The sequence below is a fragment of the Alcaligenes sp. Marseille-Q7550 genome (genome assembly GCF_965112015.1).
In genome coordinates this window covers 365,819-387,699 of sequence record NZ_CBCOPU010000002.1, presented here as the reverse complement: position 1 = coordinate 387,699, position 21,881 = coordinate 365,819, and the positions used below count along the sequence as shown (strand labels likewise).

Annotated in this window: 21 protein-coding genes; 17 read left to right on the top strand and 4 right to left on the bottom strand. The window is 64.9% G+C overall.

The features are described from left to right. Positions 1-118: 118 nt before the first annotated feature. The gene (locus tag ACWPWO_RS11135) at positions 119-3,250 is read right to left on the bottom strand and encodes an Rne/Rng family ribonuclease (RefSeq protein ID WP_454006663.1); all 3,132 of its coding nucleotides are present in this window, start codon (positions 3,248-3,250) and stop codon (positions 119-121) included. Between the two features lie 544 nt (positions 3,251-3,794). Between ACWPWO_RS11135 and ACWPWO_RS11130 the strand changes: the two genes are divergently transcribed. The 4 genes from ACWPWO_RS11130 to ACWPWO_RS11115 all read left to right on the top strand — a co-directional run bounded on the left by ACWPWO_RS11130 (position 3,795) and on the right by ACWPWO_RS11115 (position 6,990). Beyond that, entirely contained in the window at positions 3,795-4,703 is a 909-nt protein-coding gene (locus ACWPWO_RS11130; protein ID WP_454006662.1) for an RluA family pseudouridine synthase, read from the top strand. Continuing rightward, positions 4,700-5,365 (top strand): HAD family hydrolase, encoded by a 666-nt coding sequence (locus ACWPWO_RS11125; protein ID WP_454006661.1) that lies wholly within the window; start codon positions 4,700-4,702, stop codon positions 5,363-5,365. The genes ACWPWO_RS11130 and ACWPWO_RS11125 overlap by 4 nt, the downstream gene beginning before the upstream one ends. A 63-nt stretch (positions 5,366-5,428) precedes the next feature. Further along, complete coding sequence (gene msrP / locus ACWPWO_RS11120; RefSeq protein ID WP_454006660.1) at positions 5,429-6,382, top strand: protein-methionine-sulfoxide reductase catalytic subunit MsrP; 954 nt, start codon at positions 5,429-5,431, stop codon at positions 6,380-6,382. After that, the gene (locus tag ACWPWO_RS11115; RefSeq protein ID WP_454006659.1) at positions 6,382-6,990 is read left to right on the top strand and encodes a sulfite oxidase heme-binding subunit YedZ; all 609 of its coding nucleotides are present in this window, start codon (positions 6,382-6,384) and stop codon (positions 6,988-6,990) included. The genes msrP and ACWPWO_RS11115 overlap by 1 nt, the downstream gene beginning before the upstream one ends. A gap of 82 nt (positions 6,991-7,072) precedes the next feature. Here the strand turns inward: ACWPWO_RS11115 and ACWPWO_RS11110 are convergent, their stop codons facing one another. Genes ACWPWO_RS11110 through ACWPWO_RS11100 form a run of 3 tightly spaced genes read right to left on the bottom strand, consistent with a single transcriptional unit; the run spans position 7,073 to position 9,227 of the window. Next, entirely contained in the window at positions 7,073-7,873 is an 801-nt protein-coding gene (locus ACWPWO_RS11110; RefSeq protein ID WP_454006658.1) for an N-acetylmuramoyl-L-alanine amidase, read from the bottom strand. Between the two features lie 21 nt (positions 7,874-7,894). Beyond that, a complete protein-coding gene (locus ACWPWO_RS11105; RefSeq protein WP_454006657.1) occupies positions 7,895-8,617 on the bottom strand; it encodes an SAM-dependent methyltransferase in 723 nt (240 codons plus the stop codon). A gap of 13 nt (positions 8,618-8,630) precedes the next feature. Continuing rightward, on the bottom strand, positions 8,631-9,227 hold the full coding sequence (locus ACWPWO_RS11100; RefSeq protein WP_454006656.1) for a Maf family nucleotide pyrophosphatase: 597 nt from the start codon (positions 9,225-9,227) through the stop codon (positions 8,631-8,633). A gap of 151 nt (positions 9,228-9,378) precedes the next feature. Between ACWPWO_RS11100 and ACWPWO_RS11095 the strand changes: the two genes are divergently transcribed. The 13 genes from ACWPWO_RS11095 to lepA all read left to right on the top strand — a co-directional run bounded on the left by ACWPWO_RS11095 (position 9,379) and on the right by lepA (position 21,830). After that, positions 9,379-9,894: a YceD family protein gene (locus ACWPWO_RS11095; protein ID WP_394060863.1), complete on the top strand. Its 516-nt coding sequence runs from the start codon at positions 9,379-9,381 to the stop codon at positions 9,892-9,894. Positions 9,895-9,963: 69 nt separating this feature from the next. After that, positions 9,964-10,146: a 50S ribosomal protein L32 gene (gene rpmF / locus ACWPWO_RS11090; RefSeq protein ID WP_003800968.1), complete on the top strand. Its 183-nt coding sequence runs from the start codon at positions 9,964-9,966 to the stop codon at positions 10,144-10,146. Positions 10,147-10,188: 42 nt separating this feature from the next. Continuing rightward, positions 10,189-11,277: a phosphate acyltransferase PlsX gene (gene plsX / locus ACWPWO_RS11085; RefSeq protein ID WP_454006655.1), complete on the top strand. Its 1,089-nt coding sequence runs from the start codon at positions 10,189-10,191 to the stop codon at positions 11,275-11,277. A 25-nt stretch (positions 11,278-11,302) separates the two neighbouring features. Next, positions 11,303-12,280, top strand: a complete 978-nt coding sequence (locus tag ACWPWO_RS11080) for a beta-ketoacyl-ACP synthase III (RefSeq protein WP_454006654.1) — start codon at positions 11,303-11,305, stop codon at positions 12,278-12,280. Between the two features lie 46 nt (positions 12,281-12,326). Next, on the top strand, positions 12,327-13,262 hold the full coding sequence (gene fabD / locus ACWPWO_RS11075; RefSeq protein ID WP_454006653.1) for an ACP S-malonyltransferase: 936 nt from the start codon (positions 12,327-12,329) through the stop codon (positions 13,260-13,262). After that, a complete protein-coding gene (gene fabG, locus ACWPWO_RS11070; RefSeq protein WP_454006652.1) occupies positions 13,263-14,006 on the top strand; it encodes a 3-oxoacyl-ACP reductase FabG in 744 nt (247 codons plus the stop codon). It begins immediately after the preceding gene. Between the two features lie 186 nt (positions 14,007-14,192). Then, on the top strand, positions 14,193-14,432 hold the full coding sequence (gene acpP / locus ACWPWO_RS11065) for an acyl carrier protein (protein WP_003800961.1): 240 nt from the start codon (positions 14,193-14,195) through the stop codon (positions 14,430-14,432). Positions 14,433-14,574: 142 nt separating this feature from the next. After that, positions 14,575-15,807 (top strand): beta-ketoacyl-ACP synthase II, encoded by a 1,233-nt coding sequence (fabF, locus tag ACWPWO_RS11060; protein WP_394060852.1) that lies wholly within the window; start codon positions 14,575-14,577, stop codon positions 15,805-15,807. Positions 15,808-16,269: 462 nt separating this feature from the next. Next, positions 16,270-16,872 carry an RNA polymerase sigma factor RpoE gene (rpoE, locus tag ACWPWO_RS11055; protein WP_394060848.1) on the top strand — a complete coding sequence of 201 codons (603 nt, stop codon included), beginning with the start codon at positions 16,270-16,272 and terminating at the stop codon, positions 16,870-16,872. Positions 16,873-16,878: 6 nt separating this feature from the next. Further along, complete coding sequence (locus ACWPWO_RS11050) at positions 16,879-17,382, top strand: sigma-E factor negative regulatory protein (RefSeq protein WP_454006651.1); 504 nt, start codon at positions 16,879-16,881, stop codon at positions 17,380-17,382. Next, positions 17,379-18,404, top strand: coding sequence for a MucB/RseB C-terminal domain-containing protein (locus ACWPWO_RS11045; RefSeq protein WP_454006650.1), 1,026 nt, complete (start codon positions 17,379-17,381; stop codon positions 18,402-18,404). The genes ACWPWO_RS11050 and ACWPWO_RS11045 overlap by 4 nt, the downstream gene beginning before the upstream one ends. Positions 18,405-18,449: 45 nt before the next feature. Then, on the top strand, positions 18,450-19,922 hold the full coding sequence (locus ACWPWO_RS11040) for a DegQ family serine endoprotease (RefSeq protein WP_454006649.1): 1,473 nt from the start codon (positions 18,450-18,452) through the stop codon (positions 19,920-19,922). A gap of 114 nt (positions 19,923-20,036) precedes the next feature. Then, on the top strand, positions 20,037-21,830 hold the full coding sequence (gene lepA / locus ACWPWO_RS11035; RefSeq protein WP_454006648.1) for a translation elongation factor 4: 1,794 nt from the start codon (positions 20,037-20,039) through the stop codon (positions 21,828-21,830). The last annotated feature ends 51 nt before the right edge of the window (positions 21,831-21,881 follow it).

Sequence of the window (21,881 nt, the reverse complement as noted above, 5' to 3'; positions counted from 1 at the left end):
TGGCCCGCAAGGGCGTGAAGAGCGCCGCCTGTGTATCAGGCGGCGTTTTTTATTCTTGCGATTTTTCGTGCGCCCATGCAAAAACGCCGCCCCGAAGGGCGGCGTTTCTGTCTGGCGCTTAGTGCGTTTCGACTTGCTGCAGCGGTTCGCTGCTTTCAGCCTGCACCACGCGCTTGCGCGGACGGCCCATGCGCACCGGAGCGGGCTGGTAGTCATCCTGCACCGCGGAACGGGAGGTTTCGACCAGTTCGATGCCGGCGGCTTCCAATACGGCGTTCAGCTCGGCGGGCTGAGTTGCGCCGGCAGTGCCGTTCACCTGGGGCTGGGCGGCAGCGGGAGCCGCTTCCTGCGCCGTTTCCACGGCTTGCTGGGTCACTTCCTGGGCCGGAGAGGCCTTGGGCGCTTCCTGAGCCGCTTCTTCCTGAACAGGCTGCTCGGCTTGAGCTGCGGCTTCTTCCTGCGCTGGTTCTTCAGCGATCGGGGCGACGGCGGGCTCGGCCTGCTCGGAGGCGGCCTGTTCGGCAGCTTCCTGCACGGGCTCTTCGGCCACTTCCTGGGCGGGCGCTTCAGGCTGGGCCGCAACAGGCTCCTGGGATTGGACGGGTTCGGCGGACTGTTCCTGGACCAGTTCGGCAGGCGTTGCCTCGGCGGAAACGGGTTCGGCTTCCGAAACAGGAGCGGCCTGCTCGGGCTCGGCGGCAGGAGCGGGCTCCTGTTCGACGGGCGACTCCACGGCTACAGGGGCGGCCGCCACTGCAGGTTCCAGGGCGGCTGGAGCCGTCTCGTCACCGGAAGCGGCGCCTGCCTGGTCCTGGGCTTCCAGGGCGGCGGGGTTGAAGCCGGGGGTTTCGTGGGCCACGTAGGCGATGGCAGCGCCTTCTTCGGCGCTGTCTTCGCTTTCAGTCGCGGCGGCGGCGTCCGGGCTGCGACGGCCGCGACGGCTGCGGCGACGGCGGCGCTTGCGCTCGGGATCCAGCGCGCCGGCGTCCGCGGCTTCTTCGCTTTCGGTTTCGGCGACTTCGCTTTCCTCGACGGCTTCGGCGCGGGCGTCAGCGGCCTGGCTGGCGGCGGCGATGCCGGCCACCGTGGCGGCCGTGGCGGCAGCAGCGGCGGCGGCTGGAGCCGACGTCTGATCCTGCTGTTCCTCGACGGCGAGGTCCTTGTTCAACTCGGGCGTGTCCACGCTGCCTTCTTCACGGCGCTGGCGACCCCGGCCGCGGCGGTTGCGCGTGCCGCGGCTGCCGCTGGCGCCGCTTTCCTCGGCAGCAGCCGTTGCGGCAGGCGCGGCTGGAGGGCTCTGGCGGGTTTCCAGGACGGCTTCGGAGGCGGCCGATGCAGAACGGCGGCGGCCGCGTCCGCTGGCGGCCGCGTCAGCAGCGGGCTTGTCTTCCGTGGCGGATTCGGGACGGTTGCCTTGGCGGCGACCGCGCGTGCGTTCGCCCTGGCTGCGGCTGCCGCTGGACTGGCCGTTGCGGCCCTGGCGGCGCGCGGGAGCGGCCTTGGCGGTTTCCGTCTTGGCGGTTTCGGCGGCCGGCTCGGCAGGGCTGCCGGTCAGCCAGCCGATCAGGCGCTTGAGCAGACCGGGCGAGCCGGCCGCCGGCGCGGGAGCAGCGGCGGCAGGGGCGGGCTTGCTGATCGGGGCGGGCTGGGCCGGGGTGATGCCCTTGACCAGTGCTTCGGGGCGCGGCTTGACCTCGTGGCTGCGGTGCGGCACCAGGCTGTCCTGCTGTTCGGGCTGCTGCACCAGCTCGTAGCTGCTGCGCAGTTCGTCCAGGCGGGGGTCGTCGTGGCGCAGGCGCTCGATGACGTGGTGCGGCGTTTCCAGATTCTTGTTGGGAATCAGGACCAGGGCGATGTTCAGTCGCGACTCGATCTTGGTGATGTCGCTGCGCTTTTCGTTCAGCAGGAAGGTGGCCACGTCCACGGGCACCTGCGCGTGCAGGGCCGCCGTGCCTTCCTTCATGGCTTCTTCCTGCAGCAGGCGCAGCACGTGCAGGGCGCTGGACTCGGCATCGCGGATGACGCCGGTGCCGGTGCAGCGCGGGCAGGTGACGTGCGAGCCTTCATTCAGGGCGGGACGCAGGCGCTGGCGGGACAGTTCCATCAGGCCGAAACGCGAGATCTTGCCCATCTGCACGCGGGCGCGGTCAAAGTGCAAGGCATCGCGCAGGCGCTGTTCCACGGCGCGCTGGTTCTTGCTGTCTTCCATGTCGATGAAGTCGATGACGATCAGGCCGCCCAGGTCGCGCAGGCGCAGCTGGCGGGCCACTTCGTCGGCGGCTTCCAGGTTGGTGCGCAGGGCGGTTTCCTCGATGTCGGCGCCGCGGGTGGAGCGGGCCGAGTTCACGTCGATGGCCACCAGCGCCTCGGTGTGGTCGATGACCACGGCGCCGCCCGAAGGCAGCTGCACGGTGCGTGAATAGGCGGTCTCGATCTGGTGTTCGATCTGGAAGCGCGAGAACAGGGGGATGTCGTCGCGGTACATTTTGACCCGGTGTAGATTGTCCGGCATGACCACGCTCATGAAGGCGGCGGCCTGCTCGTGGATTTCATCGGTATCGATCAGGATCTCGCCGATCTCGGGCGAGAAGTAGTCGCGGATCGCGCGGATGACCAGGCTGGATTCCAGGTAGATCAGGATGGGCGCGGAGTTGTCGCGGGCGGCGCCGTCGATGGCGGTCCACAGCTGCAGCAGGTAATTCAGGTCCCATTGCAGCTCTTCGACGCTGCGGCCGATGCCGGCCGTGCGCGCGATGATGCTCATGCCCTGGGGAATGTCCAGCTGGTCCATGGCTTCGCGCAGTTCCTGGCGGTCCTCGCCTTCGACGCGACGCGAAGCCCCGCCCCCGCGGGGATTGTTGGGCATCAGCACCAGGTAGCGGCCGGCGAGTGAGATGAAGGTGGTCAGGGCGGCGCCCTTGTTGCCGCGTTCTTCTTTTTCGACCTGGATGATCAGCTCCTGGCCTTCGGTCAGGGCGTCCTGGATGCGGGCGGTGCGCACGTCCACGCCTTCCTTGAAGTAGCTGCGGGCCACTTCCTTGAAGGGCAGGAAGCCGTGACGCTCTTCGCCGTAGCTGACGAAGCAGGCTTCCAGGCCGGGCTCGATGCGGGTGATGACCCCTTTGTAGATATTGCCTTTGCGCTGTTCGCGCCCGGCTGTTTCGATGTCGAGGTCAATGAGCTTCTGACCGTCGACAATGGCGACGCGTAATTCTTCTTGATGCGTCGCATTGAACAACATGCGTTTCATGAGTGAGGATCTCCGTTGTCATGGCGCACCGTTCATCGGCGCACGACCTCGGGTCACTCGGTGTGTAGCGCAATTGCTGCAGCAGTACGGGGCAGGCAGGCGTATACGGCCTGCCGGCTTATAGTCTGGGAGGCACGAATCGCACGAAAGTGCGAAGTTCAGTCAGCAGGGGGGTCAGGTTCACGTGTGTGGTTGACGGATACAAAGTTGCTGGGAACGGCAGTCGCGTTGATGACGCGCCTGGTGCAAAAGAGCGGGACAATCTGTGCAGGAATTCAGCGCCGCACGCGGGAGGGAAGCATCTACTGGAAAGCGGGCGTATCGCGACTCGACTTTCTATATTTCGGGCTCACCCCGGCGACCTTGTGACCCGGAAGCTGGAACTCAAGGATACAATTATAAGACCTTGTCCATCCAACGGAGACGCACCCTTTGCATCTCTACGCCGGACCTAGTCTCAGCTCCCTTGGGCTGAAGCGATTATATGCCCCTTTTTGTTATGTGCAATCCTCACGATTCACAAAGACCATCCCCCCAGGTGCGGATGATACGCATCGACGAAAGCCGGGCGGGTCAGCGCATCGACAACTTCCTGCTGCGTGAATGCAAGGGGGTGCCCAAAAGCCACATCTACAAAGCCATCCGCGGCGGCGAGGTGCGGGTCAACAAGGGCCGCATCAGCAGCGACTACCGCCTGGAGGACGGCGATCTGGTGCGCGTACCGCCGCTGCGCCTGCCCGAGCGCGACGAGCCTCGCCGGGCGCCGCCCGCGGTGTTTCCGGTGGTCTTCGAGGACGAGCACCTGATGGTCATCGACAAGCCGGGCGGCGTGGCCGTGGACGGCGGCAGCGGCGTATCCTTCGGCGTCATCGAGCAACTGCGCGCCGCGCGCCCGCAGGAACGCTTCCTGGAGCTGGCGCACCGCCTGGACCGCGAGACCTCCGGCCTGCTGATCATTGCCAAGCGCCGCGCCGCGTTGGTCGGATTGCACGACATGTTCCGCGAGATCCGGGCGCGCAAGTTCTACCTGGCCCTGGTGCAGGGCGACTGGGCGAACGATCGCCAGCACATCCGCTTTCCGCTGCTGCGCTGGCTGACCGCCAACGGCGAGCGGCGGGGGCGGGGGGGCGAGGCAGGCAAGCCGGCCCACACCATCATCACCCTGCAGCGCCGTTTCGGCCGATTCAGCCTGCTGCAGGCGGAACTGAAAACCGGGCGCACGCACCAGATCCGGGTGCATCTGGCCCATTCGGGGTTCCCAATCATCGGCGACGAGAAGTACGGCGACGACGCCCTGCGCGAGCAATTCGCCCGCCAGGGCTTCAAGCGCATGTTCCTGCATTCGGGCCGCCTGGAGTTCGATCACCCCGTCACCGGGCAGCCGCTGGCGCTGGAGGCGCCGCTGCCGCCGGAGTGCCGGGCTGTTCTCGACATGCTGGAGAAGCAGGCATGAAGCGCTATGCCGCCGTTGTATTCGACTGGGACGGGACCGTCATGGACTCGACCTACTCCATCGCCAGCTCCATCCAGCAGGCCTGCGCCGACCTGGAATTGCCCGTGCCTTCCATCCAGCAGGCCAGCTGGGTGATCGGGCTGTCGCTGGAAAGCGCGCTGTACCGGGCGGTGCCGGACCTGAGCGCCGAGCAGATGCCGCAGTTCCTGGAGCGTTACCGCTTTCATTTCCTGCAGCGTGATCCGCACATCAAGCTGTTCGACGGCATCCTGCCGTTCCTGGGCGAGCTGCGCGGCCGCCGGGTGGCGCTGGGCGTGGCCACGGGCAAGAGCCGCCAGGGGCTGGACCGGGTGCTGCAGCAGGCCAGCCTCGGCGCTTTCTTCGACGCGACCCGCTGCGCCGACGAAACCCGCGGCAAGCCCGATCCCGAGATGCTGCACCAGCTGCTGGACGAACTGATGCTGGAGCCCTCGCAGGTGCTGATGGTGGGCGATACGGTGCACGACATCCACATGGCCGCCAATGCGGGCATGGACAGCGTGGCCGTCACCTACGGGGCCCATGATCCGCACACGCTGGCCCAGGCCCGGCCCACCGTCATGGTGGACAGCGTGGCGCAGATGCGCGACTGGGTCCTGCCGCGCATCACGAGCAGGTTCTAGGCCTTTGCAGGAACTTTGCGCCCGGCGGCCGGTCTCATGCTGGCAACCCGACAGGAGATTTTCATGTTCAAGTCGCGCTCCGTGCCTGTGCGTCCTTCGGAAATCACGGATGAATCCATCTGGCGCTCCCGCCGCCGTCTGCTGCTGCAGGCCCCCGGCGCCCTGGCGCTGGCCGCGGCCCTGCCGGGCAGGGCGCATGCCCTGGCTGCGGGCGAACCTTTGGATTTTTCCCGCTCGACGCGCTGGGCCGTCCAGGAGGAGCCCACCCGCGAATCCGACATCACCTCCTATAACAATTACTATGAATTCGGCACCGGCAAGGAAGACCCTTCCCGTTACGCCGGCGCCCTGAAGACAGAGCCCTGGACGCTGGTCGTCGACGGTCTGGTGGGCAAGCCCCTGAAGCTGGACATGGACCAGATCCTCAAGCTGGCGCCCCTGGAGGAACGCGTCTATCGCTTGCGCTGCGTGGAGGCCTGGTCCATGGTGGTGCCCTGGGTGGGCTATTCCCTGTCCGAACTGATCAAGCGCGCCGAACCTCTGGGCGACGCCCGCTTCGTGCGCTTCGAGACGGTGCGCGACGAGGGCGCCATGCCCGGGCTGCGTTCCGGCATCCTGGACTGGCCCTACGCCGAGGGGCTGCGCCTGGACGAGGCCATGCATCCGCTGACCTTATTGGCCACCGGCCTGTATGGCAAGTCCCTTCCCAAGCAGAACGGCGCGCCCGTGCGCCTGATCGTGCCCTGGAAGTACGGCTTCAAGTCCGCCAAGTCCCTGGTGCGCATCACCCTGACCGATTCCATGCCGGTGTCCAGCTGGATGCAGGTCGCCCCGCACGAGTACGGCTTCTACGCCAACGTGAATCCGGCCGTGCCCCATCCTCGCTGGAGTCAGGCGACCGAGCGCGTCATCGGCTCGGGTTTCTTCGCCGCCAAGAAGCCGACCTTGCCGTTCAACGGCTACGCCGAGGACGTGGCCGGCCTGTATGCGGGCATGGACCTGAAGCGGAACTACTGATGGCGACCTGGAAGGCTGCGCAAGTCGGCCGGTTCAAGCCGCTGGTATTCCTGCTGGGCCTGTATCCTTTGTTGCGCTGGATCTGGCTGGGCTTCATGGGCGGCCTGACCGCCAATCCCCCGGAATTCCTGACGCGCTCCAGCGGCCTGTGGGCCTGGGTGTTCCTGCTCCTGACCCTGGCGGTCACGCCGTCGCGGCGCCTGCTGGGGCAGCCGGCCCTGGTGCGAGTGCGACGCATGCTGGGCCTGTTCGCTTTCTTCTATGCCGCGCTGCATACTGCCGCCTGGGCCTGGTGGGACCGTTCCGGCGACTGGCTCTCCATGTGGCACGACATCCTTCAGCGCCCCTTCATCACGCTCGGGGCCGTGGCGACCGTGCTGATGCTGGTGCTGGCAGCAACCTCCACCCATGGTTGGCAGCGCCGGCTGGGCCGCCGCTGGTCCAGCCTGCATCGCAGCGTCTATGCCGTGGCCATCTTGTCGGTGGTGCACTTCTATCTGGTCAGGGCGGGCAAGAACGATGTGCTGGACGTCTTCGTATATGGCGCGGTGTTCCTGGGGCTGATGCTGCTGCGCAAATGGCCGGGCGCCGACCGCCAGTCGGCCTAGTTTAAGAAGCGCCTGGTCCGGCGCCTGCGGCGCATCGCGGCTTCATGGATGCGGCCCTGGCCCGCCGGACAAGCGCCGGCGCTCAGTTCAGACTCTTCAGTATGGCCAGGGTTTCCGCGTCCAGCACGCCGTCAAAGCGCGAGGGCCGGTAGTGCATCTGGAAGGCGGCGATCACATTCTGCGTGGCCTTGTCGAAGATGCCGGTCTCCGGCGTCTCGTAGCCCGCCTTGCGCAGCAGGGCCTGCACCTCGGCGGCCTGCGGCAAGGGCAGGGCGGCGTACTGCGCCTGCAGCTGGCGCGCCTGCGCCTCGTTGTACCAGCGGCCTATGCCGGCCTGGGCCAGTTCCTTCCAGGGAAACAAGGGGCCTGGATCCTGCTTGCGCTGCGGAGCCAGGTCGCTGTGGCCGATGATGTTGCGCGGGGCGACGCCATGACGCTGCGCCAGGTCCTGCAGCAGGATGGTCAGCGTCTTGATCTGTTCCGGCGTGTACGGCACCCAGCGGCCGTCGTCCAGGCGCCCCAGATTGACGATTTCGATGCCTATGGATCCGGTGTTCAGGTCCGTGAAACCGTACCAGGAACCCAGTCCGGCGTGCCAGGCGCGCCGGTTCTCGTCGACCAGGCGGTAGACGGTGGGACGGCGTTCGTCGGTGATCAGGTAATGGGCGCTGACATCGCGCTGGGTCAGCACTTTCAGCGACGTCATGTTGTTCAGGGCCGTGTAGTGTACGACCAGATAGCGCACGCGGCTGTTCTGGCCTTTGGCCTTGTAGCTGTCGTCGATCTTCAGGGGGCCGCTGCCGCCGCAGGCGGCCAGCAGGGCGGCCAGCGACAGAATGCCGGCCCGGGCGCCGCGTCGCAGCAGGGAGGAAGCCAGAGTCATGATCTTTCCTTGAGCAGGTTCCTAGCGGCCGGCCAGGAACAGGAATATGCAGGGGATCTTGTCCAGGTCCGGAGCCCGGCGCTCGCGCCATTGCTCGATGGTGGCGGTGCGCACCCATTCCTGGGAGGTCGTCAGCCCGCGCGCCACGCACAGGCGCGTGCCGGGCTTGAGCGTTTGCAGGAGCGTGGCGAACATGGCTGCATTGCGGTAGGGGGTTTCGATCAGGATCTGGGTCTGCTTCAGCGACTGCGAGACGCTTTCCCATTGCTTGAGCTGCTTGGCCCGGGCGGCGCCGTCCACCGGCGCGTAGCCGTGGAAGGCGAACTGCTGCCCGTCCAGACCGCTGGCCATCAGGCTCAGCAGGATGGACGAGGGGCCTACATGGGGCCGGACGATAATGCCCATGTCGTGCGCCATGGCAACGACGGTTGCGCCGGGGTCGGCGACGGCAGGGCAGCCCGCTTCCGACACCAGGCCGATGTCCTGGCCCGCCAGGGCCGGCTTGAGCCAGTCGCGCAGTTCGCCGGGCTTGTTGCCGCGCTTGTCCAGGGTGTGGATGGTGATCTCCTGCAAGGGGGCGGCGGTGCCCACCAGCTTCAGGAAGGCGCGTGCCGTCTTGGCGTTCTCGGCGATGAAGATGGTCAGTTCGCGCGTCAGGGCCTGGACGTCGGCGGGCAGCCAGCCGCTGGTCGGGCTCTCGCCCAGTCCGACGGGAATCAGGTGCAGGGAGGCGGCTTGGGGCATGGGGCGGGGTTTCCTAGTCTGGATTGGTCAGCAGGCCGGGCTGCAAGGGATTGAGGCCGAAATGGCGCAGCATGGAGCACAGCTCGATCAGGGGCAGGCCGATGATGGCGGTGGGATCGTCCGAGCGCATGCTCTGCATGAGGGCGATGCCCAGGCTTTCGGCCTTGGCGCTGCCGGCCGTGTCGTAGGGCTGCTCCACTGCCAGATAGTGTTCGATTTCCGCATCGGTCAGGGTGCGGAAGCGGCAGTTCGTTATGATATCGCTGCACAGGAACTCATGCCCGTCGGTCACGCACAGGGCGCTGTGGAAATCCACGCTGCGACCGCTCAAGGAGCGCAACTGCCGCAGGGCGCCCGCATGAACGCCGGCCTTGCCGATGGCGTCAGCGCCCTGGGTGGCGACCTGGTCGGAGCCGATCACGATGGCGCCCGGGTTCAGGCTGCTGATCCGGGCGGCCTTTTCGCGCGCCAGCCGCAGGCTCAGGTCGGCGGGATGCTCGCCCGGCTGCGGGGTTTCATCGATGTCCGGCGACTGGCAGGTGAAAGGCAGGCCCAAACGCGCTAACATGTCGCGGCGATAGACCGAGCTTGATGCAAGGATGATACGCATGGTGTGTTCTTGCTGTGCTTAGGTTTGACTGTCTTGCTTCAAGCACGGTATTATCTAATGTTTTCTTCGTTATTGAAATGGTTGGGCAAGGGTCTTTCCGGGCGGTTTTTTGACTGCTTGGGCCGGATCTTTTGCCCGCATGGCAAAACACATGGCGAAACAATATATAGATACCCAAGCTTTGAGCCGCGGTCCCCAGAATCTGGCAGGCCAGGCTCTTGTTGCGGATCTGTCTCGCCTGGTGTCGGATCTGCCCGCGCAAGGCGACCTGTCGGTGGCCTGGAGCGTGGCGGGCCGGGCTGATTCGGCGGGACGGCGCTTCGTGCACGTCCAGGCCAAGGGCGGCGTCATGCTGGAATGCCAGCGCTGCATGAAGCCCTTCGAATGGCCCATCGATATTTCCAACGAAGTGGAAGTTGTGGCAACAGAAGCCGAGCTTGAGCTGGATGACGACGACGTCGAAGGCCCGGATCGCATTTTTTGCGAAGGCCGTCTGGATGCCCTGGGTCTGGTCGAGGACGAATTGATCCTCAGCGTGCCGTACGTGCCGCGCCACGATGTCTGCCCCGGCAGCCAGGCGGCGGATGCGGAACCGGCTCCTGAAGACGAGCCGGCGCCCAAGCGGGAATCTCCGTTTGCCGTGCTGGGTTCGCTCAAGAAACCTTGATTGTTTGTTGCTAATTCGTTAATTTTTCGGGCTGACCCCATTCGGGGCGGTCCATCTACAGGAGTCATCATGGCTGTTCAGCAGAATAAAAAGAGCCCGTCCCGGCGCAACATGCGTCGTTCGCACGACGCACTTACCGGTCCTTCGACGGCCATCGAGCCCACGACCGGCGAACTGCACCTGCGCCACCACATCAGCCCCAACGGCATCTACCGTGGCCGCAAAGTGCTGAAAACAAAGAACGACGAGTAATCAGTCTCTTTGTCTCTGCAAGCAACATAGGTTGCATGCTTGATGTCTAACAAAAAAATACGTATTGCCATCGACTGCATGGGCGGCGATGTCGGTTTGCCGGTCACCGTCCCTGCGGCTCTGCTTTTTGCGAAGCGGTTCCCGGATGTGCACTGCTTATTGGTGGGCGATACCCAGGCCATCGAGCAAACACTGCGAGCGCAAGGCAATGTCGATGCCTCCTGGTACGACATTCTTCACGCTTCTGAAGTCGTCACCATGGCCGATTCGGTCGAGGTGGCCCTGCGCCGCAAAAAAGATTCTTCCATGCGTGTGGCCGCCCAGGCCGTCAAGGACGGGCTGGCCGACGCGTGCGTCTCCGCCGGCAACACCGGCGCCTGGATGGCGATCACCCGCTATGTGCTCAAGACGCTGGACGGCATAGACCGGCCGGCCATCGCCACGTCCATTCCCAACCAGAAGGGCGGCGCCACCACCATGCTGGACCTGGGCGCCAATGTCGACTGCACGGCCGAACACCTGCTGCAGTTCGCCATCATGGGCACGTCGCTGGCCAGCATCGTCGATGGCCACGAGCGTCCCACCGTGGGCCTGCTCAACATCGGCGAAGAAGTCATCAAGGGCAATGAAGTCGTCAAGCGGGCGGCGGAACTGCTGCGCTCCAGCGGCCTGAATTTCTACGGCAACGTCGAAGGCGACGACATCTGCAAGGGCACCGTCAATTTGGTGGTCTGCGACGGCTTCGTCGGCAACGTGGTGCTCAAGTCCATCGAAGGCCTGGCCAAGATGGTGGGCAGCATGCTGCGCGAGGAGTTCACGCGCGACACCCTGAGCAAGGCGTCCGCCCTGGTCGCCCGGCCCGTCTTGAACCGTTTCCGCGACAGGGTGGATAATCGTCGTCACAACGGCGCGGCGCTGCTCGGATTGCGCGGTATCGTCATCAAGAGCCATGGCTCGGCCGACGCCTACTCTTTCGGGTATGCTTTGCAGCGGGCTCGCGGCGCGGTGCTCAATGGCCTGCTCGACGGCACCAGCCAGGCGGTGGAGCGTATCAGGCAAAGCCTGAATTCGCTCGACGCCCAGCCCGGCGAACCGGATCCACTCCATACTTCAGAGCCCTCATCCCATTGAACCGGGCTCGACTGGGAAGAAAACTATGACGATATTTGCCAAAATTATCGGTACGGGCGGCTATCTGCCACCTCGGGTCGTGTCAAACGATGACCTGGCCGCCGAACTGGCGCAAAAGGGCATCGAGACCTCCGACGAGTGGATTGTCGAGCGCACCGGCATACGGCAGCGTCATCTGGCCGACCCCGGCGTGCGCACCAGCCAGTTGGCCACGCACGCCGCGCGCCAGGCCCTGGAGGACGCAGGCGTCCAGGCCCAGGACCTGGACCTGATCGTCGTGGCCACCTCCACGCCCGACTACGTCTTTCCCAGCACCGCCTGCCTGGTGCAGGCCGAATTGGGCAACAAGGGCGCCGCCGCCTACGACGTGCAGGCGGTCTGCAGCGGTTTCGTGTACGCCCTGACCACGGCCGAGGCCATGATCCGCGCCGGTCGCGCGCGCCACGCCCTGGTCATCGGCGCCGAGGTCTTCTCGGGCATCCTGGACTGGAACGACCGCCGCACCTGCGTGCTGTTCGGCGACGGCGCCGGCGCCGTGGTGCTCAAGGCCAGCGAGGAGCCCGGCATACTGGCCGCGCAGCTCAATGCCGACGGCAGCCAGATGGGCATCCTGTGCGCCGCGGGCAATGTGTCCCATGGCCAGGTTGTGGGCGATCCCTTCCTGCGCATGGACGGCCAGGCCGTCTTCAAGCTGGCCGTCACATCGCTGGCGGCCTCTGCGCACCAGGTCTGCGAACAGGCCGGCGTGCAGCTCTCCGACATCAATTGGCTGGTACCCCACCAGGCCAATATCCGCATCATCAATTTCCTGGGCCGCAAGCTGGGCATCCCGTCCGAGAAAGTCATCGTCACGGTGGACCAGCATGCCAACACCTCCGCCGCCAGCGTGCCTCTTGCGCTGAACGCGGCGCGTCGCGATGGCCGCATCCGCGCGGGCGACCTGGCCTTGCTGCAAGGCGTGGGCGGCGGCTTCACCTGGGGCTCGGTGCTGGTTCGCTGCTAAGCCTGCCGCGCCGCGCGTCCGTCCACTTCCTTCGAGTCTCTCTACCATGAAAATTGCGTTTGTCTTTCCCGGGCAAGGTTCGCAGTCCGTCGGCATGCTGGATGCCTGGGCTGAATCGAGCGTCGTGCGTCAGGTCATCGAGCAGGCCAGCGCCGCACTGGGTCAGGACCTGGCTGCGCTGATGGCGCAAGGACCGGCCGAAGACCTGAACCTGACCACCAACACGCAGCCCGTCATGCTGGCCAGCGCCGTCGCCATGTACCGCGCCTGGATCGAGGCGGGCGGTCAGGCTCCCGATCTGATGGCCGGGCACAGCCTGGGCGAGTATTCCGCGCTGACCGCCGCCGGCGCGCTGACGCTGGAGCAGGCCGTGCCGCTGGTGCGGGTGCGCGCGGACGCCATGCAGGCCGCCGTGCCTGTGGGGCTGGGGACCATGGCCGCGGTGCTGGGACTGGACGACGAGCAGGTGCGCGAGGTCTGCGCCCGCGCCGCCCAGGGCCAGGTGGTCGAAGCCGTCAACTACAATGCGCCCGCCCAGGTCGTGATCGCCGGCCACGTCGAGGCCGTGGAGCGCGCCTGCACGCTGGCCAAGGAAGCCGGCGCCAAGCGCGCGCTGGTCCTGCCCGTGTCCGCGCCGTTCCACTCCAGTCTGCTGGAGCCGGCCGCCGCCGTGCTGCAACAGGCCTTGGCCGGCATCGACCTGCAGGCGCCGTCCGTGCCCGTCATCAACAACGTGGACGTGCAATCGCCGGCCGATCCGGCCGGGATCAAGGACGCGCTGGTGCGCCAGGCCTGGCATCCGGTGCGCTGGGTCGAGACCATTCAGGCCATGAAGGCCCAGGGCGTCACGCACGTGGTCGAATGCGGCCCCGGCAAGGTGCTCAGCGGCCTGGTCAAGCGCATCGACCGCGACCTGGTCGCCCTGTCCATCACCGATCCCGCCTCGCTGCAGGCGACCCTGGAATCCCTGAAGGTAGCGTAAATGCAAGATTTCAATCTCAGCGGCAAGACCGCCCTGGTCACCGGCGCATCGCGCGGCATCGGCCAGGCCATTGCAAAAGAATTGATGGCGCGCGGCGCCAAGGTCATCGGCACGGCCACCTCCGAATCCGGCGCACAGGCCATCAGCGCCGCGCTGGACCAGAACGGCAGCCGCGGCGTGGTGGTGAACGTGGACGACGCCCAGGCTTGCGAGGCCCTGATCCAGGAGCTGAGCAAGGACGACGGCGGCCCGCACATCCTGGTCAACAATGCCGGCATCACCCGCGACAACCTGGCCATGCGCATGAAGGACGAGGACTGGGACGCGGTCATCCAGACCAACCTGAGCGCCGTGTTCCGCCTGGCCCGCGCCGTGGTGCGCCCCATGATGAAGGCCCGCTGGGGCCGCATCATCAGCATCACTTCCGTGGTGGGCGAGAGCGGCAATCCGGGCCAGGCCAACTACGCCGCCGCCAAGGCCGGCGTGGCCGGCATGAGCCGCGCGCTGGCGCGCGAGCTGGGCAGCCGCAACATCACGGTCAACTGCGTGGCGCCCGGCTTCATCGACACCGACATGACGCGTTCATTGACGCCTGAACAGTCGGCCGCCATCCTGTCTCAAATTCCCTTGGGCCGCCTGGGTTCGGCCGAAGATATCGCCAACGCGGTGGCCTTTCTGGCCGGCCCGCAGGCGCAATACATTACTGGCAGCACCATTCATGTGAATGGCGGCATGCACATGTAAGGGCTTGGCATCGCGCCCGGCTGAGGTAAAATTGCGGGATTATTTGGGGCCTATTGCTTGAGCCGGCGTTGCACGGGTAACGCTGGGCCTCATACAAGAACGCCGTTTTTTGTCATAGCCTACATCTTTTAGCAGTTTGGATTGGCTATAATTCGCGGGAATTTTTCCCCAACTTGGAGAATCTGCATGGAAAGCATCGAACAGCGCGTCAAGAAGATCGTCGCTGAACAACTTGGCGTCAACGAAGCCGAGATCAAAAACGAATCTTCTTTTCTCGACGACCTCGGTGCCGACTCGCTCGACATGGTCGAGCTCGTGATGGCGCTCGAAGACGAATTCGAAACCGAAATCCCAGACGAAGAAGCTGAGAAGATCACGACGGTCCAGCAAGCTGTGGACTACATCAATTCTCACAGCAAGCAGTAAGTTCAATCCAGGGTGTGGGCCTGCGTTCCTGCATGCCCCCGCTCCAAGGCGGTTTCCAGAGAATGGCTCGCGCCCTGCAGCTTTGGCTGGCAAGACGCAGTCATTCCCCTCGAACCGCTTTTTTTGTGTTTAGGAGTCATCCGTGAAGCGACGTGTCGTGATTACCGGTCTGGGCATTGTTTCCCCGGTCGGCAACGATATCCCCACCGCGTGGGATAACATCGTCAATGGACGTTCGGGCATCGGGCGTATCACCCGTTTCGATCCGTCGGCCCTGAGTGCCCAGATTGCGGGTGAGGTCAAGGATTTCGATATCACGCAGTACATCTCGGCCAAAGAAGCCAAGCAGATGGATACCTTCATCCATTATGGCGTGGCGGCCGGCATGCAGGCCTGGAAGGATTCCGGCCTGGAAATCACCGAAGCCAACGCCGAGCGCGTGGGCGTCATCGTCGGGTCCGGCATCGGCGGCTTGCCCCGCATCGAAGAGACCCAGAAAGATTATCTTGAACGGGGCCCGCGCCGCATTTCCCCGTTCTTCGTTCCCGGTTCCCTGGTCAACCTGATCTCGGGCCATCTGTCCATCAACCTGGGCCTGAAGGGCCCCAGCTACGCCGTGGTCTCGGCTTGCACGACGGGCCTGCATTCCATCGGCGACGCCGCCCGCCTGATCGAATACGGCGATGCCGACATCATGATCGCCGGCGGCGCCGAATCCACCGTCTCGCCGCTGGGCATCGGCGGCTTTGCGGCGATGCGTGCGCTGTCCACCCGCAACGACGATCCCCAGACCGCCTCGCGTCCCTGGGACGTGGACCGCGACGGCTTCGTGCTGGGCGAGGGCGCCGGCGTGCTGGTGCTGGAAGAATACGAGCATGCCAAGAAGCGCGGCGCTCGCATCTATGGCGAGTTCTCGGGCTACGGCATGAGCTCGGATGCGCATCACATCACCTCGCCCGACCGCGACGGTCCGCGCCGCGGCGTGCTCAATGCGCTGCGCAACGGCGGCATCAATCCCGACCAGGTCGACTACGTGAACGCGCACGGCACGTCCACGCCGCTGGGCGACGTCAATGAATCCGAGGCCCTGAAGCTGGCGTTCGGCGACCATGCCCGCAAGCTGGTCATCAATTCGACCAAGTCCATGACCGGCCACCTGCTGGGCGCGGCCGGCGGCATCGAGGCCGTATTCACCACGCTGGCGGTGTACCATCAGGTCTCGCCGCCCACCATCAACATCTTCAACCAGGATCCGGCCTGCGATCTGGACTACTGCGCCAACCAGGCGCGCGAAATGAAGATCGACGTGGCGCTGTCCAATTCCTTCGGCTTTGGCGGCACCAACGGCTCCATGGTGGTCAGCCGTCTTCGCTAATACGGCCCACTCCGCTCGTCACGCCCAGTCCTGGCGAACCGGCGCTCCCGCTCCGGTCCGCAGGCTGGGCGTCGCTGCTTCTGTGCTTGCCGCGGCCGGCGCCGCCTGGGTGCTGCATTCCTGGCGGCAGCCCTGGCCGATCTGCCTGGCGTTGGGCGTGCTGCTGGCGATATTTCTCGGTCTTGGCGCCCGGCGCGCGCTGGGGGATTCCGCTATCCTAAGCCATAGGGCGGGGCTATACTGGTTGCAGCGCAACGGAGCCGGGTTCGAGCCCGTGCAGCTCAGGCAGGTCTGGCGCTCGCCATGGTGGTTGACGCTCCAGCTGGCCGCCGGCGGCCCGGACGCGCTGCGCAGCCAGGTCACGGTGTGGCGCTTCGGCCAGCCCCCGCAGGCCTGGCGGGCCTTGCGTCTGTGTGCAAACAGACTGCCACAGCAGGTCCGTGTTCAGAATAAGGATACTCAATGAGTGAACGCGATACCGATGCCGAACTGATTGCACGTGTTCAGCGTGGGGACAAGCGCGCCTTTGACTTGCTGGTGCTGAAATACCAGCGCAAGATCATGCGTCTGCTCAGCCGCATGATACGCGACCCGTCCGAGATCGAGGACGTGGCGCAGGAAACCTTCATCAAAGCCTATCGGGCGCTCCCCCAGTTCCGGGGCGAAAGCGCCTTTTATACCTGGCTGTACCGCATTGCAATCAACACCGCGCGCAACTGGCAGGCGTCGGCCGGACGCCGGCCCAGCGCGCTGCAGGCAATCGAAAATGAAGAAGGTGAAACTTTTGATCAAATCGACAACCTAACTGACATAAGCACGCCTGAGTCCGTGATGGTCAGCCGCCAGATTGCCGAAACCGTAAATAGTGCGATCCAGGCCCTGCCCGAAGAATTGCGGACTGCCATCGTGCTGCGTGAAATCGAAGGCATGAGCTACGAAGACATCGCTCAGACCATGGATTGCCCGATAGGAACGGTGCGCTCGCGCATCTTCCGGGCCCGCGACGCCATTGCCGCGCAATTGCGTCCCATACTTGATGGTGAAGATAGTGAACGACGGTGGTAAGGATTGATGATGCAAGCCCTGAAATCCCATTCCGATGAAGAACAGCTGAACGCCTGGGAAGCGTCCGTATCCTCCTGGGTGGACGGCGAGGCCGAGATGCGCCCCGAAGAACTGGATTCGCCCTACGGGCGCCAGGTCTGGGATACGTATCACCTGATCGGCGATGTCATGCGCACCGAGGCGCTGGCCATCCGAACGTCGGACCGCTTCTATGCGCGCCTGTCCAAGGCGATCGATGAAGAACCCACCATTCTTGCTCCGCATGCGCTCAAGAAATCGTTGGCGCAGCGCTATGCCGTGCCCGGCCTGGCGGCGCTGGCCGCGGTGGCGGCGGCGGTCTGGATGGGCCTGCCTTACCTGGGCGTGACCGACGCTCCGCAAGGCGGCTCCCTGGTCGCCAGCGCCCAGGATGAACAGCTCGGGAACGACTATGCCGACCTGCACCGCGACTTCGTCGGAGCCGGTCCGGTGCGCCATGTGTCCTTTGAAAGCGGAGCGCTGGGCCAATGACGCTTGTACCCTTGCCGTCGCGTACGACGGCGGCCCGCATGCGCAAGGGCCTTGCCGCCTCGCTGCTAGCCTTGCTGGCGGCCCCGGCGCTGGCCCAGGAGCAGCGTCCCGTCCAGCCTCTGGACCTGCCCTGGCTGCAGCAGGTGCACAAAGCCGCCCGCGACCTGGACTATTCCGGAGTCATCATCTATACCCAGAGCGAATCCAGCCAGTCCATGAAGCTGGTGCACGTAGTCGACGGCACCGGCGAGCGCGAACGGCTGGAGATACTGGACGGACTGCCGCGCGAATACCTGCGCCAGAACGACGTCACCCAGTGCCTGATGCCAGAAAAAAAGATGGTGGTCATCGAGCGCCGCCAGAATGAACGCTTCCCCAGCTTTCTGGTGGGCGATGTCAGCCAGTTGCCCCAGCATTACGACATGCGCCGCCTGCCCGAAGCCGAACGCGTGGCCGGCCGCCCCTGCGACGTGGTCGAGCTGGTGCCCAAGGACGACCAGCGCTACGGTTATCGCCTGTGCGCCGATACCGATCACCGCCTGCTGCTCAAGATGCAGACGCTGGACGCCCGCCAGGCCATCGTGGACCAGATCGCCTTTGTCTCGGTGGCTTTCGGCGACCAGGTCGCGCTGCAGGACTTGCGCACCAGTTGGAATCCCAGCCAATGGGAAGTCGTCGAGCCCGAGGTGCGCAAGCTCGACTCCAGCCAGCAGGGCTGGCAGTTCGCCATGCCGCCCGGATTCACGATGCGCTCGGAAATGCTCCGGCCCATGCGCGCCGGCCGGCAGGTCACGCATCTGGTCATGGCCGACGGCCTGGCGGCCATTTCCGTGTTCCTGGAACGCATCGGCACGCCCGAAGCCGAGGAGAACAGCCTGGGCGCCTATCATCGCGGCTCCATGAACATGTTCCGCGCCCGCATCAATGATCATGTCGTGACGACCACGGGCGAAGTCCCCATGCAGACCTTGCGCTCGCTGGCCGAAAGTACGCAGTTCGTTTCCCCATCCCGGACACATTGACTATCGTCCACCAGGAGTTTTTCAATGGAAAAATCGAGTCATAAAATGCGTTTCAATGTCCTGTCGGCCCTGACTGCCACGGCGCTGCTGGCTGCAGCCGCGCCTTTGACGGCCGTCCATGCCCAGGCGCAGAGCGCGCCGGTCGCCCAGGCCAGCGTGGCCGGGCTGCCCGACTTCACCGATGTCGTGGCCAAGACCGAGGATGGGGTGGTGAACATCCGCACCACCGAGGCCGTGCAGGTGCGTTCGCCGGCCATGGGCCCGGGTTCGGATCCCTACGACATGTTCCGCTGGTTCTTCGGCCCGGACTTCGTGCCGCCGGGCATGGCGCCGCAACGCCCGCGCGGCGGCAACCAGCCGCAGCCCCAGGAGCGTACCGTGCCGCGCGGCGTGGGCTCGGGCTTCATCATTTCCAATGACGGCTACATCCTGACCAACAACCATGTGGTCGCCGACTCCAACGGCATCTTCGTCACGCTCAGCAACGGCAAGGAGTATCCGGCCAAGATCATCGGCACCGACGAGCGCACCGACGTGGCCTTGATCAAGATCGAGGCCAAGGATCTCAAGCCGATGACCATAGGCGATTCCGCCAAGCTCAAGAAAGGGCAGTGGGTGCTGGCCATCGGCTCGCCCTTCGGCCTGGAGTCCACCGTGACTTCCGGCATCGTGAGCGCCATCAATCGCGACACGGGCGACTACCTGCCTTTCATCCAGACGGACGTGGCGGTGAATCCCGGCAACTCGGGCGGTCCGCTGATCAACCTGAACGGCGAAGTCGTGGGGGTCAACTCCCAGATCATCTCGCGCAGCGGCGGCTTCATGGGCATCTCCCTGGCCATTCCGATCGACGAAGCCATGCAGGTCGTCGAGCAGCTCAAGGCGCATGGCAAAGTGACGCGCGGGCGCATCGGCGTGCAGATCACGCCGGTGGCCGATGACGTGGCCAAGGCGCTGGGCCTGTCCGACAGCAAGGGCGCGCTGGTCAGCAGCGTGGAAGAGGGCGGTCCGGCCGCCAAGGCCGGCATCCGCTCCGGCGATGTGATCCTGAAGTTCAACGGGCGCACGATCAATCAGGTGACTGATCTGCAACGCTTCGTGGGCGGCACCAAGCCGGGCGAGAGCTCCACCGTGGAGATCTGGCGCAAAGGCAAGCTGCAAACCGTCAAGGTCGAAGTGACAGAAGTGCCCTCGTCGTCTTCGGCGCCGAACAATGCGCCCGAGAAGGCCCCGGCCACCAGCGCCGACGCCTTCGGCCTGAAAGTGACCGCGGTGCCCGAGGCCGATCTCAAGCGCCTGGGTCTGGACAGCGCCGTGCAGGTGACCGAAGCCGGCGCTCCCGCCAGCGAGGCGGGGCTGCAGCCCGGCGACCTGCTCCTGCGCGTGAACGACAAAGACGTGGGAACTCCCGAACAATACGCTAAGCTGGTGTCCTCATTGGACAAATCCAAAGCGGCCGCCTTGCTGGTATTGCGTTCGGGCCAATCTCAATGGGTTCTGATCACGCCATCGAAATAAATCCTGCAAAACGGCTAAAATAGCCGTCAGTCAGAAGGGGGCGCCCTGGACGCCCCTTTTTCGTGGCGTTTTCCTGGCATCGAGCCACAACTTATTGTTTATTCTTAACGGTCTATGGATCACATCCGTAATTTCTCCATCATTGCCCACATCGATCACGGCAAATCCACCCTGGCTGATCGCCTGATCCAACGTTGTGGAGGCCTGGCCGACCGCGAAATGTCGACCCAGGTTCTGGATTCGATGGACATCGAGAAAGAGCGGGGCATCACCATCACGGCCCAGACGGCGGCCCTGCAGTACAAGGCCCGGAACGGCAAGATCTACAACCTCAACCTGATCGACACCCCCGGCCACGTGGACTTTTCCTACGAGGTCAGCCGTTCGCTGTCGGCCTGCGAAGGCGCGCTGCTGGTGGTCGACGCCTCCCAGGGCGTGGAAGCCCAGACCGTGGCCAACTGCTACACCGCCATCGAGCAGGGCGTGGAAGTCATTCCCGTGCTCAACAAGATGGACCTGCCCCAGGCCGATCCGGACGCCGCCCGCCAGGAAGTCGAGGATGTGATCGGCATCGACGCCAGCGACGCCATCGCCGCCAGCGCCAAGACCGGCATGGGCATCGACGACATCCTGGAGACCATCGTGGCGCGCGTGCCCGCGCCCGTGGGCAGCCCGGACGAGCCCCTGCAGGCGCTCATCATCGATTCCTGGTTCGACAATTACGTGGGCGTGGTGATGCTGGTGCGCATCGTCAACGGCGTGCTGCGTCCCAAGGACAAGGTGCTGCTGATGGCCACGCGGGCCACGCACCTGGTCGAGCACATCGGCGTATTCACGCCCAAGTCCGAAAATCGCCAGCAGCTCTCGGCCGGCGAAGTGGGCTTCGTCATCGCGGGCATCAAGGAGCTGGAGCACGCCAAGGTGGGCGACACCATCACCCTGGCCGGCAAGCCGGCCCAGGCCGCCTTACCCGGTTTCAAGGAAGTCCAGCCGCAGGTGTTCGCGGGCCTGTATCCCGTGGAAAGCAGCGAATACGACCAATTGCGCGACTCCCTGGAAAAACTCAAGCTGAACGACGCTTCGCTGATGTTCGAGCCGGAGGTCTCCCAGGCCCTGGGCTTTGGCTTTCGCTGCGGCTTCCTGGGGCTGCTGCACATGGAGATCGTGCAGGAGCGCCTGGAGCGCGAATTCGACATGGACATCATCACCACCGCGCCATCGGTGGTGTACGAGGTCGAGAAGCGCGACGGCGAAGTGCTGATGATCGAGAGCCCGTCCCGCATGCCGGAGGTGGCCCATATCGAGGATGTGCGCGAGCCCATTGTGGTGGTTTCGCTGCTAATGCCCCAGGAATACGTGGGCCCGGTCATGACGCTGTGTACAGCCAAGCGCGGTTTGCAGTTAAATATGACCTATCACGGTCGTCAAGTTAACCTGACCTACGAAATGCCGCTGGCCGAGATCGTGCTTGATTTCTTCGATCGCCTCAAGTCGGTGTCCCGCGGCTACGCCTCCATGGATTACGAGTTCAAGGAATACCGCTCCGCCGATGTGGTCAAGGTCGATGTCCTGATCAACGGCGATCGCGTCGATGCCTTGTCCATGATCGTGCACCGCAGCAACGCCCGCTACCGCGGCCGCGAGGTCGTGGCCAAGATGCGCACCCTGATCCCTCGTCAGATGTTCGATATCGCCATCCAGGCGGCCATCGGCGCCGAAGTCATTGCTCGCGAGAACGTCAAGGCGCTGCGCAAGAACGTGCTGGCCAAGTGCTACGGCGGCGACATCTCGCGCAAGAAGAAGCTGCTCGAAAAACAGAAGGCCGGCAAGAAGCGCATGAAGCAGGTGGGCAACGTCGAGATCCCGCAGGAAGCCTTCCTGGCCATCCTGCAGGTCGAGGACAAGTGATCCTGGCGCACCGGGCCGGTGCAAGCCCGGCCCCGCGCGCAGGGCTGGATT